The sequence below is a fragment of the Ensifer sp. GW101-20A05 genome, assembly GCF_059424735.1.
This window is the reverse complement of sequence record NZ_JBWKZT010000003.1, coordinates 498,289-519,848: the sequence shown is the minus strand read 5'-3', so window position 1 is coordinate 519,848 and position 21,560 is coordinate 498,289. Positions and strand designations below refer to the sequence as shown.

At 63.3% G+C, this 21,560-nt stretch carries 21 protein-coding genes; 13 read left to right on the top strand and 8 right to left on the bottom strand.

Features of this window, described 5'->3' with window-relative positions; genetic code table 11:
* Positions 1-6 precede the first annotated feature (6 nt).
* Positions 7-630, bottom strand: coding sequence for a TetR/AcrR family transcriptional regulator (locus AC070A_RS11720; protein ID WP_057248148.1), 624 nt, complete (start codon positions 628-630; stop codon positions 7-9).
* 272 nt (positions 631-902) lie between these two features.
* Between AC070A_RS11720 and AC070A_RS11715 the strand changes: the two genes are divergently transcribed.
* The 8 genes from AC070A_RS11715 (at position 903) to AC070A_RS11680 (ending at position 8,821) form a co-directional block, all read left to right on the top strand.
* Complete coding sequence (locus AC070A_RS11715; RefSeq protein ID WP_057248147.1) at positions 903-1,676, top strand: ABC transporter ATP-binding protein; 774 nt, start codon at positions 903-905, stop codon at positions 1,674-1,676.
* Positions 1,677-1,712: 36 nt separating this feature from the next.
* Positions 1,713-2,495, top strand: coding sequence for a transporter substrate-binding domain-containing protein (locus AC070A_RS11710; RefSeq protein ID WP_057248146.1), 783 nt, complete (start codon positions 1,713-1,715; stop codon positions 2,493-2,495).
* Positions 2,496-2,596: 101 nt separating this feature from the next.
* Complete coding sequence (locus tag AC070A_RS11705) at positions 2,597-3,322, top strand: ABC transporter permease (protein ID WP_057248145.1); 726 nt, start codon at positions 2,597-2,599, stop codon at positions 3,320-3,322.
* A complete protein-coding gene (locus AC070A_RS11700) occupies positions 3,319-4,143 on the top strand; it encodes an ABC transporter permease (protein ID WP_057248144.1) in 825 nt (274 codons plus the stop codon). The genes AC070A_RS11705 and AC070A_RS11700 overlap by 4 nt, the downstream gene beginning before the upstream one ends.
* A gap of 1 nt (position 4,144) precedes the next feature.
* Complete coding sequence (locus AC070A_RS11695; RefSeq protein ID WP_057248143.1) at positions 4,145-5,314, top strand: M20 aminoacylase family protein; 1,170 nt, start codon at positions 4,145-4,147, stop codon at positions 5,312-5,314.
* A 315-nt stretch (positions 5,315-5,629) separates the two neighbouring features.
* Positions 5,630-7,051, top strand: coding sequence for a cytochrome ubiquinol oxidase subunit I (locus AC070A_RS11690; protein WP_113398436.1), 1,422 nt, complete (start codon positions 5,630-5,632; stop codon positions 7,049-7,051).
* A complete protein-coding gene (gene cydB, locus AC070A_RS11685) occupies positions 7,041-8,045 on the top strand; it encodes a cytochrome d ubiquinol oxidase subunit II (RefSeq protein ID WP_058323579.1) in 1,005 nt (334 codons plus the stop codon). The genes AC070A_RS11690 and cydB overlap by 11 nt, the downstream gene beginning before the upstream one ends.
* Positions 8,046-8,512: 467 nt before the next feature.
* On the top strand, positions 8,513-8,821 hold the full coding sequence (locus AC070A_RS11680) for a chorismate mutase family protein (RefSeq protein ID WP_057248140.1): 309 nt from the start codon (positions 8,513-8,515) through the stop codon (positions 8,819-8,821).
* Positions 8,822-8,855: 34 nt separating this feature from the next.
* On the opposite strand, the gene AC070A_RS11675 is transcribed toward AC070A_RS11680, so the two are convergent.
* Positions 8,856-10,022 carry a pyridoxal phosphate-dependent aminotransferase gene (locus AC070A_RS11675; RefSeq protein WP_057248139.1) on the bottom strand — a complete coding sequence of 389 codons (1,167 nt, stop codon included), beginning with the start codon at positions 10,020-10,022 and terminating at the stop codon, positions 8,856-8,858.
* 207 nt (positions 10,023-10,229) lie between these two features.
* Positions 10,230-10,658 carry a large conductance mechanosensitive channel protein MscL gene (gene mscL, locus AC070A_RS11670; protein ID WP_057248138.1) on the bottom strand — a complete coding sequence of 143 codons (429 nt, stop codon included), beginning with the start codon at positions 10,656-10,658 and terminating at the stop codon, positions 10,230-10,232.
* 262 nt (positions 10,659-10,920) lie between these two features.
* On the opposite strand from mscL, the gene AC070A_RS11665 reads away from it, so the two are divergent.
* Positions 10,921-14,424, top strand: coding sequence for a PAS domain-containing hybrid sensor histidine kinase/response regulator (locus tag AC070A_RS11665; RefSeq protein WP_057248137.1), 3,504 nt, complete (start codon positions 10,921-10,923; stop codon positions 14,422-14,424).
* A gap of 67 nt (positions 14,425-14,491) precedes the next feature.
* On the opposite strand, the gene AC070A_RS11660 is transcribed toward AC070A_RS11665, so the two are convergent.
* Positions 14,492-15,142: a response regulator transcription factor gene (locus tag AC070A_RS11660; RefSeq protein ID WP_113479375.1), complete on the bottom strand. Its 651-nt coding sequence runs from the start codon at positions 15,140-15,142 to the stop codon at positions 14,492-14,494.
* 81 nt (positions 15,143-15,223) lie between these two features.
* The gene (locus AC070A_RS11655; protein ID WP_057248135.1) at positions 15,224-15,643 is read right to left on the bottom strand and encodes a hypothetical protein; all 420 of its coding nucleotides are present in this window, start codon (positions 15,641-15,643) and stop codon (positions 15,224-15,226) included.
* Between the two features lie 169 nt (positions 15,644-15,812).
* Here AC070A_RS11655 and AC070A_RS11650 point away from each other — a divergent pair, with 169 nt between their 5' ends.
* Positions 15,813-16,160, top strand: coding sequence for a DUF952 domain-containing protein (locus tag AC070A_RS11650; protein ID WP_057248134.1), 348 nt, complete (start codon positions 15,813-15,815; stop codon positions 16,158-16,160).
* A complete protein-coding gene (locus AC070A_RS11645) occupies positions 16,157-17,242 on the top strand; it encodes a quinone-dependent dihydroorotate dehydrogenase (protein WP_113479373.1) in 1,086 nt (361 codons plus the stop codon). The genes AC070A_RS11650 and AC070A_RS11645 overlap by 4 nt, the downstream gene beginning before the upstream one ends.
* Here the strand turns inward: AC070A_RS11645 and AC070A_RS11640 are convergent.
* The 3 genes from AC070A_RS11640 to AC070A_RS11630 form a co-directional block, all read right to left on the bottom strand.
* Entirely contained in the window at positions 17,218-18,573 is a 1,356-nt protein-coding gene (locus tag AC070A_RS11640; RefSeq protein WP_057248132.1) for an MATE family efflux transporter, read from the bottom strand. The two genes, AC070A_RS11645 and AC070A_RS11640, sit on opposite strands and share 25 nt — an antisense overlap.
* Positions 18,574-18,895: 322 nt before the next feature.
* Entirely contained in the window at positions 18,896-19,399 is a 504-nt protein-coding gene (locus tag AC070A_RS11635) for a CAP domain-containing protein (protein ID WP_057248263.1), read from the bottom strand.
* A 2-nt stretch (positions 19,400-19,401) separates the two neighbouring features.
* Entirely contained in the window at positions 19,402-19,668 is a 267-nt protein-coding gene (locus AC070A_RS11630) for a DUF6460 domain-containing protein (RefSeq protein ID WP_057248131.1), read from the bottom strand.
* A gap of 162 nt (positions 19,669-19,830) precedes the next feature.
* Here AC070A_RS11630 and AC070A_RS11625 point away from each other — a divergent pair, with 162 nt between their 5' ends.
* Positions 19,831-20,769, top strand: a complete 939-nt coding sequence (locus tag AC070A_RS11625) for a class I SAM-dependent methyltransferase (RefSeq protein WP_113479371.1) — start codon at positions 19,831-19,833, stop codon at positions 20,767-20,769.
* Positions 20,770-20,875: 106 nt separating this feature from the next.
* Positions 20,876-21,511, top strand: a complete 636-nt coding sequence (locus AC070A_RS11620; protein ID WP_057248129.1) for a YitT family protein — start codon at positions 20,876-20,878, stop codon at positions 21,509-21,511.
* The last annotated feature ends 49 nt before the right edge of the window (positions 21,512-21,560 follow it).

Sequence of the window (21,560 nt, the reverse complement as noted above, 5' to 3'; positions counted from 1 at the left end):
CCGTTGTCATTGTTTTGCAGTTCCGATCGACGTGCCGAGCAGTGCCTCGGCCGACGACATGGCGATGGCGACCAGTTCACCCTCGCGAAAGAGGTCGCCCGCCAGGCACCCCTCCACCCAAAGACCGTCGACCAGCCCGTTGATGGCAATGGCGAACGCCCGGCAGGTTTCGGCGTCCGCCGGCTTGCCCTTCGCCGCAAGAAAATCGGCGAGCAGTTCCTGCAGTGTGTTGCGGAAGGCGAGGTAGCCTTCGCGATGGATCTCGGCGAGCACCGGATCGACACGCACCTGGCTGATGAAGGCAGCCCACAGCGAGATGCTCCGGCTGTCGGCCACCGGTTCGGTGAGGTTGATCGCGATGAAATCCCTGAGGCGGGTTTCCGGATCGCCCTCCACCTGGCTCGCCTTGTCCGTCAAGGATGCGATGACGGCGCGATAGGCCTCGGCAACCATCTGATCCTTCGATTCGAAATAGTGGCGCACGAGCCCGGCGGTCACGCCGGCGCGGATCGCGATCTGCCGCACCGTCGCGCCCTTGAGCCCAAATTCGGAGATGCAATCGAGCGTCGCCTCGATCAGTTCCTGGCGGCGCTCGCCTTCCGGAGCGCGGTGAAAGCTGCGCCGATTCATGCGGCGACCCGCTGGAACAAGTGCCCTGGCGCGGTCGACGATGGCTTCGGCCGGAACGGGGACATGAGCGGCTCCTTCGGGAAATCAAGGCTGGGGGCGGGCGTCGAAAAATCGACGATGCGTATTATTATACGCTTGAATAATAGCGACACAAGTGCAACCATGCCAATCAACAAAACCGTGACAGGCCAAAGATGCCGCGCGGAAAACGACAGGGGAACTGTTCTCATGCTGACAGAAAAAGCGCGCAGAGCCGTTGGAGCGGCGTGCCGATGACGGATGCGGCCCAGGCAATCGCGGTCACTGACCTGCACAAGCGTTTCGGGCCATTGGAAGTGCTGAAGGGTGTTTCGCTGACGGCGAAACAGGGCGACGTGATCGCCATCATCGGCGGCAGCGGCTCCGGCAAATCCACCTTCCTGCGCTGTATCAACCTTCTGGAACTCCCGTCCGCGGGCAGCGTCAGCGTGCATGGCGAGAAGATCCGGATGAAACCCGACGGCCGAGGCGGCCTCGTGCCGGAGGACCGCCGCCAAGTCCAGCGCATCCGCAGCCAGCTCGGCATGGTCTTCCAAAGCTTCAATCTCTGGCAGCACATGACCATCCTCGAAAACGTCATCGAGGCGCCGATCCACGTGCTCGGCAAGCCGAAGGCCGAAGCGGTCGCCACCGCCGAAACGCTGCTCAAGCGCGTCGGCCTCTATGAGAAGCGCGACGCTTACCCGGCCTTTCTTTCCGGTGGCCAACAGCAGCGCGCGGCCATCGCGCGGGCGCTCGCCATCCAGCCGCTGGTCATGCTCTTCGACGAGCCGACCTCGGCGCTCGATCCTGAACTCGTCGGCGAAGTGCTTTCGGTCATCGGCGATCTCGCGCGCGAGAAGCGCACGATGATCCTGGTTACCCACGAGATGAAGTTCGCGCGCGACGTCGCCAACCACATCGTCTTCCTCCACAACGGCGTGATCGAGGAACAGGGCCCGCCAGAGGCCATCTTTGGTTCGCCGCGGTCGGAAAGGCTCAAGAAGTTCATCAGTTCCATTCACTGAATTCCGGAATGCTAAACAACCAAAAAGGGGAACAGCATGAAGAAGGCATTGAAAGTCCTGGCCGTTGCGACGGCAATCGCCGTCAGCGGCGGCGTCGCCGCTTCGGCCGAAGCGCTTAAGGTCGGCGTCGCCGCCGAGCCCTATCCGCCGTTCACGGCGCCCGACGCCAGCGGCAAATGGGAAGGCTGGGAAGTCGAGTTCATGAATGCGATGTGTGCCGAGGCGAAGCTCGAATGCGTGCTGACGCCGGTCGCCTGGGACGGCATCATCCCCGCGCTGACCTCGAAGAAGATCGACATGATCATCAGCTCGATGTCGATCACCGACGAACGCCTGAAAACGATCGATTTCTCGGACAAATACTACAACACCCCGACCGGCATCATCGGCACCAAGGGCGTCGACATCAAGCCGACGCCGGAAGGTCTCAACGGCAAGGCGCTCGGCGTCCAGGTCTCGACGGTCCACCAAGCCTATGCCGCCAAGCATTTCGCGCCGGCAGGCGTCGACGTCAAGGAGTACCAGACGCAGGACGAAGCCAACAACGACCTCGCCGCCGGCCGCCTCGATGCCGTCCAGGCGGACGCCATCGCGCTGAAGGCTTTCCTTGCGACCGACCAGGGCAAGGAATGCTGCGACTACAAGGGCGACGTCGCCGAAGACGTTGCCGTGATCGGCCCGGGTGTGGGCGTCGGCCTGCGCAAGGGCGAAACCGAGCTCAAGGACAAGGTCAACACTGCGATCAAGGCGATCCGTGACAACGGAACCTATGATACGTTCTCGAAGAAGTACTTCGACTTCGACATCTACGGCGATTAAGGCGCGATCGGCCGGCGGCCCAGAGGTGCTGTGCCTTGTGTGCCTGAAAGGGGACGCGGGCGCAGCAGCCGCCGCCGGCTGGCGCCATCGGAGTACGACGCATGGCTGCGGATTCCCTCATCAATTGGGGCCTGCTCTCGCTCAACGCGCCCGGATGGGGCGGCGTGTTGCTGCAGGGCTTTTTCAACTCCATCCAGATCGCCGTCGGCGGCTTCACGCTCGGCCTGGCACTCGGCATCGGCGGCGCCTTCGGCAAGCTCTATGGCGGTCCGGTGCTGCGGGATCTGCTTGAATGCTACACCACGGTGGTGCGTGCGGTGCCGGAACTGGTGCTGATCCTGCTGCTCTATTACGCCGGCACCGATCTTCTCAATCAGGTGCTGGCGCTCTTTGCGATCGGCCCGGTCGACATCAGCGGCCTGATGGCCGGCATCTTCGTCATCGGCGTCGTCCAGGGGGCTTACTCGACCGAAGTCTTGCGTGGCGCGATCAAGGCGGTGCCCGCCGGACAGATCGAAGCGGCGCGGGCCTATGGCATGTCGCCGACCAAGGTCTTGCGGCGCATCACCCTGCCGGCGATGCTGCCCTATGCCATTCCCGGTCTTTCCAATCTCTGGTTGATCGCCACCAAGGACACCGCCCTTCTCGCTGTCGTTGGCTTCAGCGAGCTGACGCTGGTCACGCGCCAGGCGGCCGGCACGACCAAGGCATACCTGCTGTTCTTCCTTGCCGCCGGCGCGCTCTATCTGGCGCTGACACTCGTGTCCAACGTCTTCATCGGCATGCTCGAACGCCATGCCCGACGCGGCTTTGCGGTGCAGCGATGACCAACGAAACCACCCACGCCGTTGCCTTCACGCCCGAGGACCTGCCGACGGCTCGGAGCTTCTTCGTACCGCATCGCATCGTGATGATGCTGGTCTTCGCCGCCTTCGTCGTCGCCGTTGCCGTCTTCATGCGCTGGGACTGGCTGCCGCGTTATCTGCCTCGGCTTGGCTGGGGCATTCTCGTCAGCCTCGTGATGCTGTTCAGCACCGCGATCCTCGGTTTCCTGCTGGCGGTGCCGATCGGCCTCGTGCAGGTGACAGGCCCCTGGTTCCTGAAACTGCCGGCCAAGGTCTTCTGCACCGTCATTCGCGGCACGCCGCTGCTCCTGCAGCTCTGGCTGCTCTATTACGGGCTCGGCTCGCTGTTTCCGCAGTTTCCGGCGATCCGCCAGTCCTTCCTCTGGCCCTATTTGCGCGAGGCCTGGCCCTATGGCGTGGCGGCACTCACCGTCTCGTTTGCCGCCTATGAGGGCGAGGTCATGCGCGGCGCCTTTGCCGGCGTGCCGCCGGGCGAGCTGGAGGCGGCCAAAGCCTATGGCATGGGCCGCTGGACGATGTTCCGCCGCATCTGGTTGCCGCGCGCCATCCACCGGGCGCTGCCGACGCTGAACGGCGAAACCGTGCTGCAGCTGAAATCGACGCCGCTCGTTGCCACCGTGACCGTCGTCGACGTCTATGCCGTCATCTCCAAGGTGCGGCAGGAAACCTTCCTCACCTATGAGCCGCTGCTCCTGCTGGCGCTCATCTATATGTGCCTCACCGGCATTCTGGTGGTCGCCTTCCGCACATTCGAAAATCGTATCCCAACCCGTGGCGCCTGACATGAAGCTCTCCTCCTCGATCACCAACGCCATGCCGGAACTCGTTGCCATCCGCCACGACCTGCATGCCCATCCGGAACTTGGATTGGAGGAGAGGCGCACCTCCGCCTTCATCGCCAAGCATCTCGAAAGCCTCGGCTACGAGGTGACGACGGGTCTCGCCCAAACCGGCGTGGTCGGCACGCTCCGGAACGGCACGAGCGGGAGATCAATCGGCATTCGCGCCGATATCGATGCGCTGCCGATCCTGGAAAAGACCGGGCTCGACTATGCCAGCAAGACCGCAGGATTGATGCACGCCTGCGGCCACGACGGGCATACGACGATGCTGCTTGGCGCTGCGCGGGCGCTTGCAGAGCGGCGCAATTTCGACGGTACGATCCACTTGATCTTCCAGCCGGCCGAGGAGAATTTCGGCGGCGCCAAGATCATGATGGACGAGGGGCTGTTTGAACAATTCCCCTGCGACGCGGTGTTCGCGCTCCACAACGAACCGGGCCTGCCCTTCGGCCAGTTTGCACTCAGAGAAGGCCCGATCATGGCGGCCGTCGACGAGGCGCGCATCACCGTGCACGGCCGCGGCGGGCATGGCGCGGAACCGCAGGAGACGGCCGACCCGATCGTCTGCGGTGCCTCGATCGTCATGGCGCTGCAATCGATCGTCTCGCGCAACATCCACCCGATGGATCCGACCGTCGTCACCGTCGGCGCCTTCCATGCGGGCTCGGCCAGCAACATCATCCCGGAGCGCGCCGAGATCGTCGTCGGCATCCGCTCCTTCGAGCCTGATGTCCGCGACGAACTCGAACGGCGCATCCGCATGATCGCCGAGGCGCAGGCCACGAGTTTCGGCATGCGCGCGACAGTCGACTACCAACGCAGCTACGATGCCACGATCAACCACAAGGCCGAAACGGATTTCGTCCGCGATCTCGCAGTACGCTTTGCTGGTGCCGACAAGGTGGTCGATCTCGCCCGTCCCTTCATGGGCAGCGAGGATTTCGCCTATATGCTCAAGGAAAAGCCGGGGACCTATTTCTTCCTCGGCTCGAAGGTCAGCGACGAAGACAAGCCGCTGCACCATCCGGCCTACAACTTCAACGACGACCTGCTGCCGATCGGCGCCGCCTTCTGGACCGAGCTTGCCGAAGCCTATCTCCCGGTCCGCTGACGCCATCCCGGCAACCCTTTGATCGATTGCCGGTCGCCAGCTTCGCTCTCTGGTGAAGCTCCGTCCAATATGCCGCAGCGCGACATTGCCGCAGTGTGACAACGTGGCGGACGCGCTGTCATTGACGTTTGGCAAATTTGGCTCAGATTCAAGCGCATGCTGAGAAGCCGGGGCCAACACCGAAAACGCCCCGACGGACGGCCAAGAAAAGTCCCCTGATCGACGATCGATCATGGGACGAATGATGCAGCAGCCAGAGCGATACGGCCACGCGTCAGCGACGCGCGTTGCCGTATGTCTGAAAGGATTGCGCCCGTGTTTGAGAGTTTCGATGCGACCCTGCTCGCTCGCTTCCAGTTCGCCTTCACCGTCTCCTTCCACATCATCTTCCCTGCTTTTTCCATCGGCCTTGCGAGCTACCTCGCGGTACTGGAAGGTTTGTGGCTCTTGAAAAAGGACGAGGTCTACCTCGAACTCTTCCACTTCTGGAAAACGATCTTCGCGGTCGCCTTCGGCATGGGTGTGGTCTCCGGCATCGTCATGTCCTACCAGTTCGGCACCAACTGGAGCGTCTTTTCCGACAAGGCCGGGCCGATCATCGGGCCGCTGATGGGCTACGAGGTGCTTACCGCCTTCTTCCTCGAGGCGGGCTTCCTCGGCGTCATGCTCTTCGGGCTCAACCGCGTCGGGCCAAAACTGCATTTCTTGGCCACTGTCATGGTCGCCATCGGCACGTTGATTTCCGCCACCTGGATCCTTTCGGCAAATTCCTGGATGCAGACGCCCGCCGGTTTCGCCATGAACGAAGCGGGCCAGTTCGTCCCGGTCGACTGGTGGGCGATCGTCTTCAACCCGTCCTTCCCCTATCGCCTTACCCATATGGTGCTTGCCGCTTACCTCACGACCGCCTTCGTCGTCGGCGCCTGCGGCGCCTGGCACCTCATCCGCAAGACGGCGCCGCGCCGCGCCCGCAAAATGTTCTCGATGGCGATGTGGATGGCGGCGATCGTCGCGCCCATCCAGATCTTTGCCGGCGACATGCACGGGCTGAACACGCTGGAACACCAGCCGGCCAAGGTGATGGCGATGGAAGGCCACTACCAGAGCCATCCGGATGGGGCGCCGCTGATCCTTTTCGGCATTCCGAACTCGCCCGAAAAGCGCGTCGACTATGCCATCGAGGTTCCAAAACTCTCCAGCCTGATCCTGAAGCACGACCTCAACGCGCCGCTCGCCGGCCTCGATACGATCCCGGAAGAGCTGCATCCGCCCGTCGGCATCGTGTTCTGGTCCTTCCGGGTGATGGTCGGCCTTGGGTTCGCCATGCTCGGCATCGGCCTCTGGTCGCTCTGGTGTCGTTACCGCGGCACGCTCGACAGCAATGTCTGGCTGCATCGGGCGGCAGTCGTGATGGGCCCGGCCGGCTTCGTCGCCGTGCTCGCCGGCTGGGTCACCACCGAAGTCGGCCGCCAGCCCTACACGGTCTACGGCCACCTGCTGACAGTGAACTCGGTGGCGCCGATCGCAGCCCCTGCCGTCGCCGCCTCGCTGATCGCCTTTATCATCGTCTACTTCTTCGTCTTCGGCGCCGGCACCTTCTACATCCTGAGGCTGATGGCGCGATTGCCGCGTGATCCGATGCCGGATCTCGACGAAGGGCCGCTGCGCAGCTCCGGCATCATGCCAGGCCCCGCCATCGCCAGCACCAGCACTCATGGAGGTCGTCATGGAGTTTGATCTGCCGTTCATCTGGGCCGCCATCATCGCCTTTGCGGTGCTCGCCTATGTCATTCTCGACGGCTTCGACCTCGGCGTCGGCATCCTCTTCCCGTTCTTCCCGGAGAAGCACGACCGCGACGTGATGATGAATTCCGTCGCGCCGGTCTGGGACGGCAACGAAACCTGGCTGGTGCTCGGCGGCGGCGGTCTGATGGCGGTGTTTCCGCTCGCTTATGCGACGATCCTGCCGGCACTCTACGCCCCTGTTATCGCCATGGTCATCGGCCTCATCTTCCGCGGCGTCGCCTTCGAATATCGCTGGCGCACCAGGCGTGCCGAATATCTCTGGAACTGGGCGTTCTCGGGCGGTTCGATGCTCGCCGCCTTCGCGCAAGGCATAACTCTCGGCGCGCTCGTCCAGGGTATCCCCGTCGAGAACCGCGCCTATGTCGGCGGCTGGTGGGACTGGCTGACGCCCTTCTCGATCATGACCGGCGTCGCCGTCGTCGTCGGTTATGCCCTGCTCGGCTCCACCTGGCTGGTCATGAAGACCCATGGCGACCTCGCCGACCGCGCCCGCGACCTCGCGCTCAAGTGCTCGTTCGGCACCGTCGCCGCCATGGGCATCGTCAGTCTGTGGACTCCGTTCCTGGAGCCGCAATATCTGAAGCGCTGGTTCGGCTTTCCGACGGCGATCTTCAGCGTCATCGTGCCAGCCCTCGTTCTCGGTTGCCTGTATGCGCTGATCACAGGCATTCGCAACAGGCACGACAGCCGGCCGTTTCTTGCGGCGCTCGGCCTGTTCGTGCTCGGCTATGCCGGCATCGGCATCAGCTTCTACCCCTATATGGTGCCGCCATCGCTGACCATCTGGGATGCGGCGGCGCCTGAGGAGAGCCTGTCCTTCCTGCTCGCCGGCGCGCTGGTGCTGGTGCCGATCATCCTCGCCTATACCGGCTATTCCTATTGGGTGTTCCGCGGCAAAGTCGATCCGGAGGAGGGTTACCATTGACTGATGAAACCGGAACCGGCCGCAAGCTTCTCTGGTTCGTGGGCCTGTGGTGCGCCGGGGTGGCAGCCGTGACGATCGTCGGCCTCGCGATCAAGCTGATGATCGGAACGTGATCGATTCTCATAAGTTCGAGCGAGATGCGGGCGGAAAACCGCATACGCTTTTCCTCATCCCGCTCTAAAAAGCCTCGCTCAAGCTTGGCCGGCTAACTTCCCTCAACACGTCAGCAGGCGATCGCCGCAGACGGAGACAGGACCGCACCCTCCTCCCCTGCCCAGCGATCGCCTGCTGAGGTGACCACCGTCACCGGTCGCATGCTGCGACCCTGTTGCCCCTTCTCATTGAGCTCATCGTTTGTTAGCAGTGCGCCGCAAGAGCGCTCCGCTTGCCCAGAGCCGAGGGACGCTCGAACACCTGGACCTGCGCTTGGCCACGACGGCCATGCACCAGGCAATCGGACGAGACAGATGCAAAAGACCCCCGCGCAATGCACCACCATGGCCGACGTGCGTGCCGAAATCGACCGGCTCGACCAGGCGCTGATGACGCTGTTTGCCGAACGCTGGGGCTATATCGACCGGGCGGCCGAGATCAAACGGCCGCTGAAGCTGAAGGCCGACATTCCGGCGCGGGTGATGGAAGTGCGTGAGAACGCCCGCAAGAACGCCGCGAGCTACAACCTCGATCCTGACTTCTACGAGGACATCTGGGCGCGGCTGATTGGCCACGCAATTGCCCATGAGCAGAAGCTGCTCGGCGAAACCGGCGACGAATAGCGTCGCCGTCTTCGATCGCCCTTCCTGGCAGAAGTCAGCGCCCGAGGATGTAACCCTGCAAGCGGTGCGCGGCTTCCTTCACCTGGGCCGGGTCGCGCAGGAAGCAGGCGCGCATGAACAGCGAACCACCATCGCCAAAGGCGGTGCCGGGCGCCAGGCCGACGCCCGTCTTGTCGACGATATCGATCGCGGCCGCGCGCGAATCCGTGACGCCGTCGATTTTCAGGAACGCGTAGAGCGCTCCATCCGGCTTCAGCGTTTCCACCCGGTTGGTAGCGATCAGCGCGTCGCAGAAGACGTCACGGTTGCTGGTCGCCTTGGCGACATTCGCGTCCAGGAAGGCATCGCCCTCGTCAAGCGCCACGACGGCACCGCGCTGCATGAACTGGGCGACGCCTGACGTCGAATATTGCACCAGGTTCTCCAACACCTGCCCCATCTCCGGCGGGGCGACGATCCAACCCACCCGCCAGCCGGTCATCGACCAGTTCTTCGAGAAGGAATTGACGAAGAGGATCCGGTCGCCCTCTTCCATGACATCGAGGAAGGACGGCGCGCGGGCGCCGGCATAATAATAGAGCGCGTAGATCTCGTCGGCGATGATCCACAGACCATGCTTGCGCGCCAGCGCCAGGATCGCGGCCAGTTCTTCCTTGGTCGCGGTCCATCCCGTCGGGTTCGACGGCGTGTTGATGAACAGTGCCCTGGTCTTCGGGCCGATCGCCGCTTCCAGTCGATCGAGATCGAGCTGCCACTTTCCGTGTTCAAAGCGCAGTTCGACGGAAACTGGACGGACGCCAGAGAGGTCAGCGGCAGCGGCAAAATTCGGCCAGGCCGGCGTCAGCAGCACCATCTCGTCTCCCGGCGAAGCGATCGCCTCGATCGAGAGCTTGATTGCCTGCATGCCGGAGCCGACGACGTAGAAATTTTCGGGCGAAAGGGCTTTCTGGAAACGCCGCTGATAGTAGCGCGACAGCGCCTCGCGCAGCGGCGGGATGCCGCGCTGCCAAGTGTAGAAGGTCTCGCCGGCGGAAAGCGCCTCGCGTGCCGCATCGCTGATAAAGGCCGGCGTCGGCAGGTCGCCTTCGCCGACCCAGAGCGGGATCAGGCCGTCGCGCCCGCGGGCATAGTTCACCACCTCGACGATGCCGCTTTCGGGCGCCGCAAGTGCGCGGGGGCTGATGGTGCTGAGGATGGTCATCGGCGGGCTCCGGAGGCACGACGGTCCCGCGCCGGATCGCCCGAGATCATCGTGAAAGATTCCAATGGATTAGAGCGGAAATGGACCGCTCCAGACTGCCCATCGCTTCTAGCCGCTTTCGCTTCTGCGATCACGCGACTTTATCTGACCGGTTTATCGATTTTTGTGATGTTTCGCGGCCCCGCCAGAACGGGGCCGCGAGAAGCCTCAGGCGCGCTGTTTCAACAGGTCGCGGATTTCGGAGAGCAGAAGGATATCTTCCGGCGGTGGCGCGGCCGGTGCCTCGTCCTTCTTCTTCTCGATCGACGCGCGCATGCGGTTCACGGCCTTGATCATCAAGAAGATGATCCAGGCGAGGATCAGGAAATTGATGAGCACGGTGATGAAGTTGCCATAGGCAAAGACAGCGCCCTGCTGACGGGCAGCGGCGAGAGACGTCGCCGTGACGTTGGCCGACAGCGGTAGGAAGTAGTTGGAGAAGTCGAAACCACCACCGGTCAGCGCGCCGACGATGGGCATCACGAGGTCTTCGACGACCGACGTGACGATCTTGCTGAAGGCGGCGCCGATGATGACACCGACCGCGAGGTCCATCACGTTCCCGCGGGCAATAAACTCCTTGAACTCATTCAGCATACGTCTCTCCGTATCATCCCCGTTGAAAACGACCGCCGGCGCTGTCCCGCGCTGCAACCGTTTACGGAAACTAAACCAAAGCGGGCACCGAGAAAACCTTTCTTTGCCTTTGGTCAAACCACGCCTGCCAAAAGAAGGATCAAACTCCCTTCCACATCCGGCAGACCATTTTCTCTTGCAGCACCTTGGACTTAAGACTCATATGGCGGGCAATTCTCAACCTCGCGGACTTGTCCTATGCTTCGCGTCGGAGGAGTGAGGCATGCTTTCGGGTTCGGTCATCTTTGCCTCGGCCTTCGCCTATCTGCTGCTGCTGTTTGCAGTCGCGAGCTATGGCGACCGGCGGGCCAGGAGGAAAAGCGCTGCGCTGAAAGGCAGACCGCTCGTCTATGCGCTCAGCCTTGCGATCTATTGCACGTCCTGGACCTATTTCGGCGGCATCGGGCTTGCCGCCGAGCGCGGGCTCGAATTCACCGGCATCTACATCGGACCCATCCTGATGTTCACGCTGGGCATGCCGCTGATCCGCAAGATCATCCGCCTTGCCAAGACCGAGAAGCTGACCTCCGTCGCCGACTTCATCGCCGCGCGCTACGGCAAGAACCCGGCCGTGGCGGCGATCGTTGCACTGATCTCGCTGGTCGGTGCCATCCCCTATATCGCATTGCAGCTCAAGGCGATTTCGAGCTCCGTCGCGGCGATGATCAACACCAGCGACTATGGCATCGGCGCGGGGCAGAGTTTCATCGACCTGCCCCTGCTCGTGACCCTGTTCCTCGCCTGCTTCGCCATCGTCTTCGGTACGCGCCATACGGACGCGACAGAACATCAGGACGGACTGATCCTCGCGATCGCAATGGAATCGCTGGTCAAGCTCGTCGCGCTCGTCACTGCCGGCTTCTACATCGTCTTCGTCATCTTCAACGGCCCGGCGCATCTCTGGTCGCTGGCGGCAGAGAGCCCGGCGGTGCAATCCGCACTTTCCTATGAAACGCCGACGGCGCGCTGGATCCTGCTGATCGTCACCTCCGCCTTCGCGATCATCATGCTGCCGCGGCAGTTCCATGTGACCGTCGTCGAGAACCGCACCGAAGGGGAGTTGCGTACCGCCGGCATTCTGTTTCCGCTCTACCTGATCGGCATCAATCTCTTCGTGCTGCCGATCGCGATTGCCGGCCTCCTCACTTTCTCGGGCTCCGGCGACGCGGATCTTTACCTCTTGACTCTGCCGCTCGCCAACGGCCTGCCGCTGCTGACGCTCATCACTTTCATTGGCGGCTTCTCGGCAGCAACGGCCATGGTGATCGTCGCCTCCGTGGCGCTGTCGATCATGATCTCCAACGACATCGTCATGCCGGTGTTCCTGCGCCGCAATCTCAGCCAGCGCGGCGGGCTTCAGGAAAACCTCGCGGGGACGCTGCTCAACATCCGCCGTTCGGCGATCTTCGTCGTCCTCCTGCTCGGCTATGGCTATTACCGCTCCGCCGATATCAGTGCCGGTCTAGCTTCGCTCGGGCTCCTCTCCTTCGTCGCCATCTCCCAGATGGCGCCGGCCATGCTCGGCGGTCTCATCTGGCGCCAGGCGAATGCGCGCGGCGCGATCACCGGCATGGTCTCCGGCTTTTTCGTCTGGGCGTATCTCCTGTTCCTGCCGAGCCTCGGCGGACCGGACAATTCCCAAGTCGCGGCAACGGTGCTGAGCTTCCTGCTGCCATTTACGGACCTCTTCTCGGGTCCCCGCGCCGACCCGCTGGTGAATGCCACGATGCTGAGCCTGCTCGTCAACTGCAGCGCCTATGTGCTCGGCTCGCTGACCCGGACGCCGAAACCGATCGAGCGCTTTCAGGCCGGCGTCTTCATCACCCGGCGGTCGCGCACCGAAGGCACGTTCCGCGGCCGGAAGACCAAGGTCACCGTGCGCGATCTCAAGGCGACGATCGGCCGCTACATGGGCACCGAGCGCATGCAGCGCTCGTTCCACACCTATGAGCGCCAATCCGGCCGCTGGCTGGACGACAATGCGCCGGCGGACATGGCCGTTGTGCATTTCTCCGAGCAACTGCTCGGCAGTGCCATCGGCTCGTCGTCGGCGCGGCTCGTGCTTTCGCTCGTCCTGCAGCGCGGCGACGACACGTCATCGGACACGGCCTGGCTGCTCGACCAGGCGAGCGAGGCGCTGCAATACAATCAGGATATGCTGCAGACCGCGCTCTCGCAGATGGACCAGGGCATCGCCGTCTTCGACAACGCCAACAACCTGATCATCTGGAACCGCCGCTTCCGCCAGCTTCTGGATCTGCCCGAGGCGGCCGGCCAGGTGGGCTTCCCGCTCGCCGATATCGTTTCGATCCTCACCAAGCGCGGCGATATCCGCAAGGATCAGGAAAAGGGATTGATCGCCAACTTTCTGACGCTGGACAAGCCCTTCCTGCTCGAACTTGGCAATGGCGAGCGCATCATCGAAGTGCGCACCAATGCCATGCCCGACAAGGGCATCGTCACCACCTATACCGACATCACCCAGCGCGTTGCCGCCGACATGGCGCTGAAGCAGGCGAACGAGACGCTGGAACTGCGCGTCGAGGAACGCACCGGCGAACTGACCCGCGTGAACCGGGAACTCGCCGAAGCACGGGCGGCCGCGGAAGAGGCCAATATCGGCAAGACGCGGTTCTTCGCCGCTGCCGGCCACGATATTCTGCAGCCGCTCAATGCCGCCCGTCTCTATTCGTCCTCGCTGGTCGAGCGGCTGGGCGATTCCGACAACAGCACGCTCGTCGAGAACATCGATTCCTCGCTGGAATCGGTCGAGGCCATTCTTGGCGCCGTGCTCGATATTTCGCGCCTCGACACCGGCGCAATGAAGCCGCGGCTGCAATCCGTCCCGCTCAACGACCTGCTCCGCCGCATCGAGACCGACTTCGCGCCGATCGCGCGCGCCAAGGATCTCGACCTGGTGGTCATGCCGACCTCGCTGGTCGTGCGCAGCGATCCGAACCTTTTGCGCCGCGTGGTGCAGAACCTCGTTTCCAACGCGATCAAGTATACGCTCACCGGCAAGGTGCTGGTCGGCGTGCGCAGACATGGCGCGATGGCGACGATCGAGGTGCTCGATTCCGGCATCGGCATTCCGTCGTCGAAGTTCCGGACGGTCTTCAAGGAATTCGCACGGCTCGACGAGGGCGCGCGCACCGCTTCCGGGCTCGGCCTCGGCCTATCGATCGTCGATCGCATCTCGCGCGTGCTCAACCATCCGGTCAGCCTGCAATCGACACCGGGCAAGGGCACCGGATTCAAGGTGACGCTGCCGCTGGACGTAAGCGCCGGCGAACCGGTCGCGGTCCGCCCAGTTGTCCCCAACAAGGCGAGCGAGGCGCTCAACGGCTTGCGCGTGCTCTGCATCGACAACGAACCGCGCATCCTCGAGGGCATGAAAGTGCTGCTTTCGGGCTGGGGCTGCGTCGTCAGCACGGCGGAATCGGTTGCCGCCTGTGCCGAGATGACGGGAGAGCCGGCCGAGAAACCGCACGCGATCATCGCCGACTATCATCTCGACGACGGCACTGGCATCGAGGCAATTGCGAAGATCCGGCTTTCCGCCGGCGAGGCGATCCCGGCCCTGCTGGTGACGGCGGACCGCTCGCCGGAAGTGCGCACCGCGGCCGAGCGCGACGGCGTTTCGATCCAGAACAAGCCGGTGCGGCCGGCAGCGATGCGGGCGTGGCTGACACAGCTTTCGACGGCGGCGCGAACGGCTGCAGAATAAGCTGCTTCGGCGTTGCGGCAACGCGCCTGCATTAGACGTATGCTGCCGCAGTGCTCGATTGACCGCCTCAGGCGGCGGCGACGGTGCCGATCTTCGAAAGCTGGATCACCGCCTGGGTGCGGCTGTCGACATTGAGCTTCAACAGGATCGCCGAGACATGCGCCTTGATGGTCGCCTCGGAGACGCCGAGCTCATAGGCGATCTGCTTGTTGAGCAGGCCTTCGCCCAGCATGCTGAGGACGCGTGACTGCTGCGGCGTCAGCGTCTGAAGCCGCTGGAGCAGATCGGCGACTTCCGGTTCGTACTCCTGCGCGTCGTCGTAGCCCGCCGGCACGAAAACCTCACCGGCCATGACCTTCTCGATACCCTCGCGGATCTCTTCGATACCGGCCGACTTTGAGAGGAAGCCGGACGCCCCGAGGTCGAGCGCGCGGTGGATCGTCGCCGGATCGTCATGGGCGGAAACCACCATGACCGGCAGGCTCGGAAACTCGGCGCGAAGCGCAATCAGGCCGGAAAGGCCGCTGACGCCAGGCATCGTCAGGTCCAGAAGAAGGAGATCGGCATCCGGGTAATCGGCTGCAGTCTTGCGCGCGGCGGCGAAATCAGCTGCCTCGACGATGGCGGGCGGGCCGTCCATCCCGCTCAGGGCCTGGCGCATGGCGCCACGAAACAGCGGGTGATCGTCCGCGATGATGATGGTCATGTCCGGCGTCATGTCGCTCCCTCCCAAGAGCCCGGTCTGCGACCTGCGCGCCTCCACGCGCCGATCCGCATCCCGCATGGCCGTTCCGGCGTCTCAGGTCTTCTGCGGCTCCGTCGCGGGGTCGCTGCCTTCGAGATCCTTCACGATATCCATGAACTTACGCATCATTCTTTCCATGATGCCCATTGTCCGGTCAATCTCTTCGTCGGTCGGAAGGTTCGGTTTCGCGACGCTTTCACCGGATTTAACGGCCTTTTCCAAGGTCTCTACCCGTTTGGTCAAAAGCTCGATCTCCAGCTCGAGCGCGGAGCGTTCGTCGGCTGCCATGCGGCAGACGAGCTCGCCGCTCCTTTCCTGGCAGAGCGACACTTCGCCGGTTTGCGTGTCGAGCCGGGCAATGCCGGTCTCGGATTTCTGCATGCTGTAGCGGCCGGGCGCCGGATCCTGCGCCGAGGCGATGCCGGCGAATGCCAGGCCGGCTCCGATCAGAAGTGCGACTGTAGCTTTTCTCATGACGTCCTCTCCGTTGCGGTCCTTGCCAGATGACGCCCGGCACATGAACGGGAAGAGCGAAATCGATCTTCACCAAGGATTATGCGCGAATCGACGTCCTTCTGCGATGGACAATCGCTGATATTTGCGGCAAGGCCACGACAGAAGATTACGGGGGCAGACGGGCACAATGGGTTCCATCATCTACAAGATCGTTCCGACCTCGCTGTGGCAGGAAGCCAAGCGCAGCGGACGCTTCGACGGCGCACCCGTCGACCTTGCTGACGGCTTCATCCATTTCTCCACCGCCGAACAGGCCCTGGAGACGGCAGCGCGGCATTTCGAGGGACAGGAAGGCCTACTTTTGGTCGCCGTTGACGGCGACGCGCTCGGCGTGGAACTGGTCTACGAACCCTCGCGCGGCGGCGCCCTCTTCCCGCATCTCTATGCACCCCTCTTCCTCTCCGCCGTGGTCTGGGAAAAGCCCCTGCCGCTTGGCGCCGATGGCTCGCATATCTTCCCGGAACTTGACGCATGAATCCGCTTACCAATCTCGCCCGCCGCGGCCTCTTCCTGTTCGATCCTGAGGCCGCGCACGGCCTGTCGATCAAGGCGCTGAAGACCGGGCTCGTGCCCAGCTGTCCTTCCAAGGCCGACAAGCGGCTTTCCCAGACGGTCGCCGGCATCGAGTTCCCAAACCCGATCGGCATGGCGGCCGGCTACGACAAGAACGCCGAGGTGCCGGAAGCGCTCCTGAAGATCGGTTTTGGTTTTACCGAAATCGGCACCGTCACACCGAAACCGCAGTCCGGCAACGACAAGCCGCGCATTTTCCGGCTGGTCGAGGACGAGGCCGTCATCAACCGCCTCGGCTTCAACAACGAGGGTCATGGCGCGGCGCTGGCGCGGCTCAAGGCCTGCTCGCGCGCTGCGCTGATCGGCGTCAATATCGGCGCCAACAAGGACAGTGCCGACCGCGTTGCCGACTATGTGAACGGCATTCACGCCTTCTATTCGGTCGCCCGCTATTTCACCGCCAACATCTCCTCGCCGAACACGCCGGGCCTGCGCGACCTGCAGGCGCGCGAGAGCCTCGCCGCCCTGCTGTCCGCCGTGCTCGCCGCTCGCGACGAGGAAGCCCGCCGTAGCAACCGGTACGTTCCGGTGTTCCTCAAGATCGCGCCCGATCTGACGGAAGAGGGCATGGACGACATCGCAGCCGAAATTCTCGCCCACAATCTCGACGGCCTGATCGTCTCCAACACGACGCTTTCACGCGAAGGCTTGAAGGACCAGAACCAGGCGAAGGAAGCCGGTGGCCTCTCCGGCAAGCCGCTCTTCGAGAAGTCGACCGCGGCACTTGCCCGCATGCGCAAGCGCGTCGGACCAAATCTGCCGATCATCGGTGTCGGTGGCGTCAGTTCGGCCGAGACCGCGGCAGAAAAAATCCGCGCCGGCGCCGATCTGGTCCAGCTCTATTCCTGCATGGTCTATGAAGGCCCCGCGCTGCCCGGCCGCATCGTGCGTGGCCTTTCCGATCTCTGCGACCGTGAGCGGCTCAGCTCGATCCGCGATATCAGAGACAGCCGCCTCGACTACTGGGCCGGCCGGAAGGTCTGACGCGCCTTCGAGGGAATTCTCGAAAGCAGGAACAGGCCGCGCAGCAGCAGGAAGAGATTGAGGCCGGCCCAAAGCCCGTGATTGCCGAAGACGGGCACGAGCACAGCCAGCACCGCCGCGTAGCCGACAAAGGCCGCGACCATCATGTTGCGCATTTCGCGCGACCAGGTGGCGCCGATGAAGACGCCATCCATCAGAAAGGCGAGCGCGCCGGTGGTCGCAGTGACAGCCGCCCAGGGCAGATACTCGTAAGCGGCCACGCGGACATCGGCGGCCGTCGTCAACAGATTGATGAGCCGATCGCCGAAAAGCAGAAGGACGATGGTGGTGACCAAGGCGAGCCCCAGCGACCAGGCAGCCGTCAGGCGTAGCGCGCGATCGAAGGCTGGCCGGTAGCGGGCACCGATCGAGCGGCCGATCAATTGCTCGGCGGCGTTGGCGAGGCCGTCGAGATAGTAGCCGGCGACCAGGAAGATCGTCATCAGCACCGCGTTTGCCGCAAGCGTCACCGGCCCAAAGGCCGTGCCGATGCGCGTCATCAGCGTAAAGGCAGCGAGCAGCACGAAGGAGCGGATCATGATGTCGCGGTTGAGGCCGAAGAGCGGCTTCAATCGCTCGCGATCGAAGATCAGCGCCCAGCCCGGCGCATCGTTGCGGTCGAAACGGCCATAGACGATCGCAAAGCCGGCAAGCGCCCCGATCACCTCGCCTGTGACGGTGGCAAGTGCGACCCCCATCACGCCCCAGCCAAGGACGAGACCGAGCAGGATCGACAGCACGATGTTAATGCCATTGATCAGCGTCTGCAGCATCAGACCGATGGTGCCTTCGCCGCGGCCAAGCACGAAGCCGAGGATGGCGTAGTTCGCAAGGGCTGCCGGTGCCGAAATGATACGACAGAGAAAGTAGGTGCTGGTGACGGCCGCCACCTCCGGCTCCGGTCCCATCAGCCAGAGGCCGCCGGATAGCAGAAGAGGTGAAATGAGAACGCTGACCGTGCCGCAGACAAGCGCGATCGTAAGCGACCGCCAGAACACCGCCTGCTGCTCACGTCTGTCACCACGGCCATAGGCCTGAGCAACGAGGCCGGTCGTGCCGGCGCGCAGGAAATTGAAGGTGGTAAAGATCAGGTCGAATATGATGGCGCCGATCGCGAGCCCCGCGAGCAGCGTCGCCTGCCCCATGCGGCCGATAACAGCCGTATCGACCAGACCCAGCAAGGGCGTCGTCAGGAAGCCGAGCGTCATCGGCAGCGCAATCGCCAGGATCAGCCGATGGGTGACGTGAAAGGCGCCGGCGGGATCGTTCGGCGAGGCGGGAGAGGCGGTCATCGAACGGTCCGGGCGTTATGGGTGAGTGACGACCGTTTTAGGGAAAGTGCATGGGAGGATGCAAGCGCGCCGAGCAGTTGCGACGAAAAGGTTTCAGCGCGCAAGTAGCCCCTCACCCTAGCCCTCTCCCCGCAAGCGGAGAGAGAGGGGACGTGGACAAGCCGCAACACCGCATCCCGAGCCGCTATCGGAAGAGCAGTCCAATCGCATGGTTGCTGGGGATAGAGGGGGTGCGGCAACCTGCCTTCTCCCCGCCTGCGGGGAGAAGGTCCCGGCAGGGGATGAGGGGCCAGGTGCGGTTCAGATGTCCGCTAAGGCCGAATCAGGCCGACAGCACCATGGCCCAGAAGGGGCGGTTGCCGGATGAAGCGTTCTGGGCGACGGCAACGCCGAGACCGCGATAGTTACCGAGCATGTTTTCCAGATGCTTGGGCGACTTGTACCAGGCATCATAGGCGCGTTCGGCGTCGTCCTGGCCCATGGCGATGTTTTCGGCTGCCGGAAGCGTCACGCCCTGGCCCTTCATCCGGTCGTAGAAACTGTCGTTCCAGCCGATCAGATGCTGCATCTTGCCGACCCGTGCCATGCGCGCCGCCTGGTTCATCGCGGCGACCGAGGCCGCGTGGTCCGCCACGAGCTCCGTCAGCCCCTTGCCCTTGCGCAGCTTGTTGACGTAGCCGAGGCTCGCCTCGGTCTGGTCGCTGCCAGTGCCACTATCGGGCGTCAGCAGTTGGGACGTCGTGCAGCCGGCAAGCGCGCCGAGCGAGAGGATGGCGGTTGCACGCAGCAGGCCGCGGCGTTCGATCAAGAGAAACCGGTCGTGCATCATCAGCGCCGGTAGCTCATAACACGCAGGATCACGAAGGCCGGAACGACGATCGCCGCACCGAGCAGCAGATAGTCGCCCACCCGGCCAAGTGCGGCAAAGCCGGTGTACCAGAGGTCGAGCAGGAAGTTGCGGACCGCGAAATAGATGTCGGTCGGATACCAGCCGAAGACGGTCATGACGAAGCCGACGAGGATCGACACCACGACGAGCTTGACCAGCACCCGCAGCGGCGAGTCACCCAAAAATCTGTTCATTCCGTCCGACATCCGCGAACTTCTCCTGTTTGTCTTCACATAAGCCGCGATCGGCAGCGTCGCAAGTCGGCCAGACCTTGCACAGCGCCCAAGCTCTCGGTTTCAGCCAGATTCCGCTTGTGTTTTGCAGCATCCGGCGTCAGAAGCGCTGATCGCAACCGATATCTCACATTGATGACGCTCAACCAGCTCTCCTCCGGCGACCTGATCGCCGACCGCCGCGCCGACTACGCAAAAATGCTTGCCGAAGGCGGCGAGCCCGGAAGTGCTGCCGAACTCATGGCACAGGCGCTGGAACGGGCGCCGGACTGGGCAGCCGGCTGGTTTCGGCTCGCGGACTATGAGGAAAAATCGGGCCGGAAAGAGGCGGCGATCGACGCGCTCAGAAAAACCCTGGCGCTGAGCCCTCAGGACATCTTCGGCGCCGGCCTGAAGCTGGCGCTTCTCGGTGCCGCCGCGGTGCCCGAACAGCCGCCGAGCCTCTATGTCGAGCGCCTGTTCGACGACTATGCCGATCGCTTCGACCAGGCGCTGGTGGAAAAGCTCGGCTACACGGTGCCGCAAAAGCTCGCGGCGCTGATCCAAAGCCACACCGGGGGCCTCATCTTCGAGCATGTGACGGATCTCGGCTGCGGCACCGGCCTCTTCGGCGAACGCATCCGGGATCAGGCGCAATTCCTTGAAGGTTTCGACATCTCCATCAACATGCTCGCCAAGGCCGAGGCGAAATCCACCTACGATCGGCTGGCACGCGCCGATCTTTCGCTCCCGCCGGAAGCTTCCGGCATCTTCGGCAACTTCGCGTCCGCCCGCGCCGATCTCGTCAGCGCCGCCGATGTGCTCATGTATCTCGGCAATCTCGACAGTGTCTTCGACATCGCGCTCCGTCTGCTGGCCGCCGGTGGCTACTTCGCCTTTTCCGTCGAGGATGCGGGCGATGGCGTGGATTTTCTGCTGCGCCCCTCGCTGCGCTACGCCCATAGCGAAGCCTATATTCGCGGCCTCTGCACGGCGCACGGGCTGAAGCTGCTGGCCATCGAGCGTACCGTCATCCGCATGGATGCCGGCGAACCGGTTTTCGGCATCCTGTTTCTGGCGCGCAAGCCTGCATAAAACGCAAGGCAGAGTCGCAAAAATAAGTCAGCATTACTGACATATTTTTCTTGAATATTGTTGTGCGTTGCAGCATTGCTGCGGCCATCGCAATCGAGGTTTTGCCATGGCTCAGATCAGCAGCGTTTTCGGTATCTGGAACACCAGCCCGACCCGGCATACGGCGGTCGAGGACCTGCAGGGCATCTTCACCGGCAGCCTGATCGCCGCACTCGGCCTCTATTTCCTGGCAAGCGCCGGCCTGCTCACCGGCAGCACGGCGGGCGTCGCCTTCCTGCTGCACTATGCGTTCGGCATCAATTTCGGTCTTGCCTTCTTCCTGCTCAACCTGCCGTTCTTCTATCTGTCGCTGAAGCGGCTCGGCCCGGCTTTCACGGTCAAGACCTTCATCGCCATCGGTCTTACCTCGTTCCTGACCGACATCCAGTCGCGCCTCTTCCAGATCGGTACGATCCAGCCGGCCTGGGCAGCGCTGCTTGGCGGCCTGCTGCTCGGTTATGGCCTGCTCGCACTCTATCGCCACCGCGCGAGCCTTGGCGGCGTCGGCATTCTCGGCATCTACCTGCAGGAGCGCTTCGGCATTCGCGCCGGCCTCGTGCAGCTTGCGATCGACATGGTCGTGCTCGTTATCGCCTTTGGGGTGACGACGCCCACGGTGGTCGCCTGGTCGGTGCTCGGCGCGGTCGTGCTCAACCTGTTTGTGGCCATCAACCACCGCGCCGATCGCTACATCGCACTCTAGATCAGTCCAGTCGTCACGCGAAAACGATTGCTCGGCTGTCTCAGGCGAC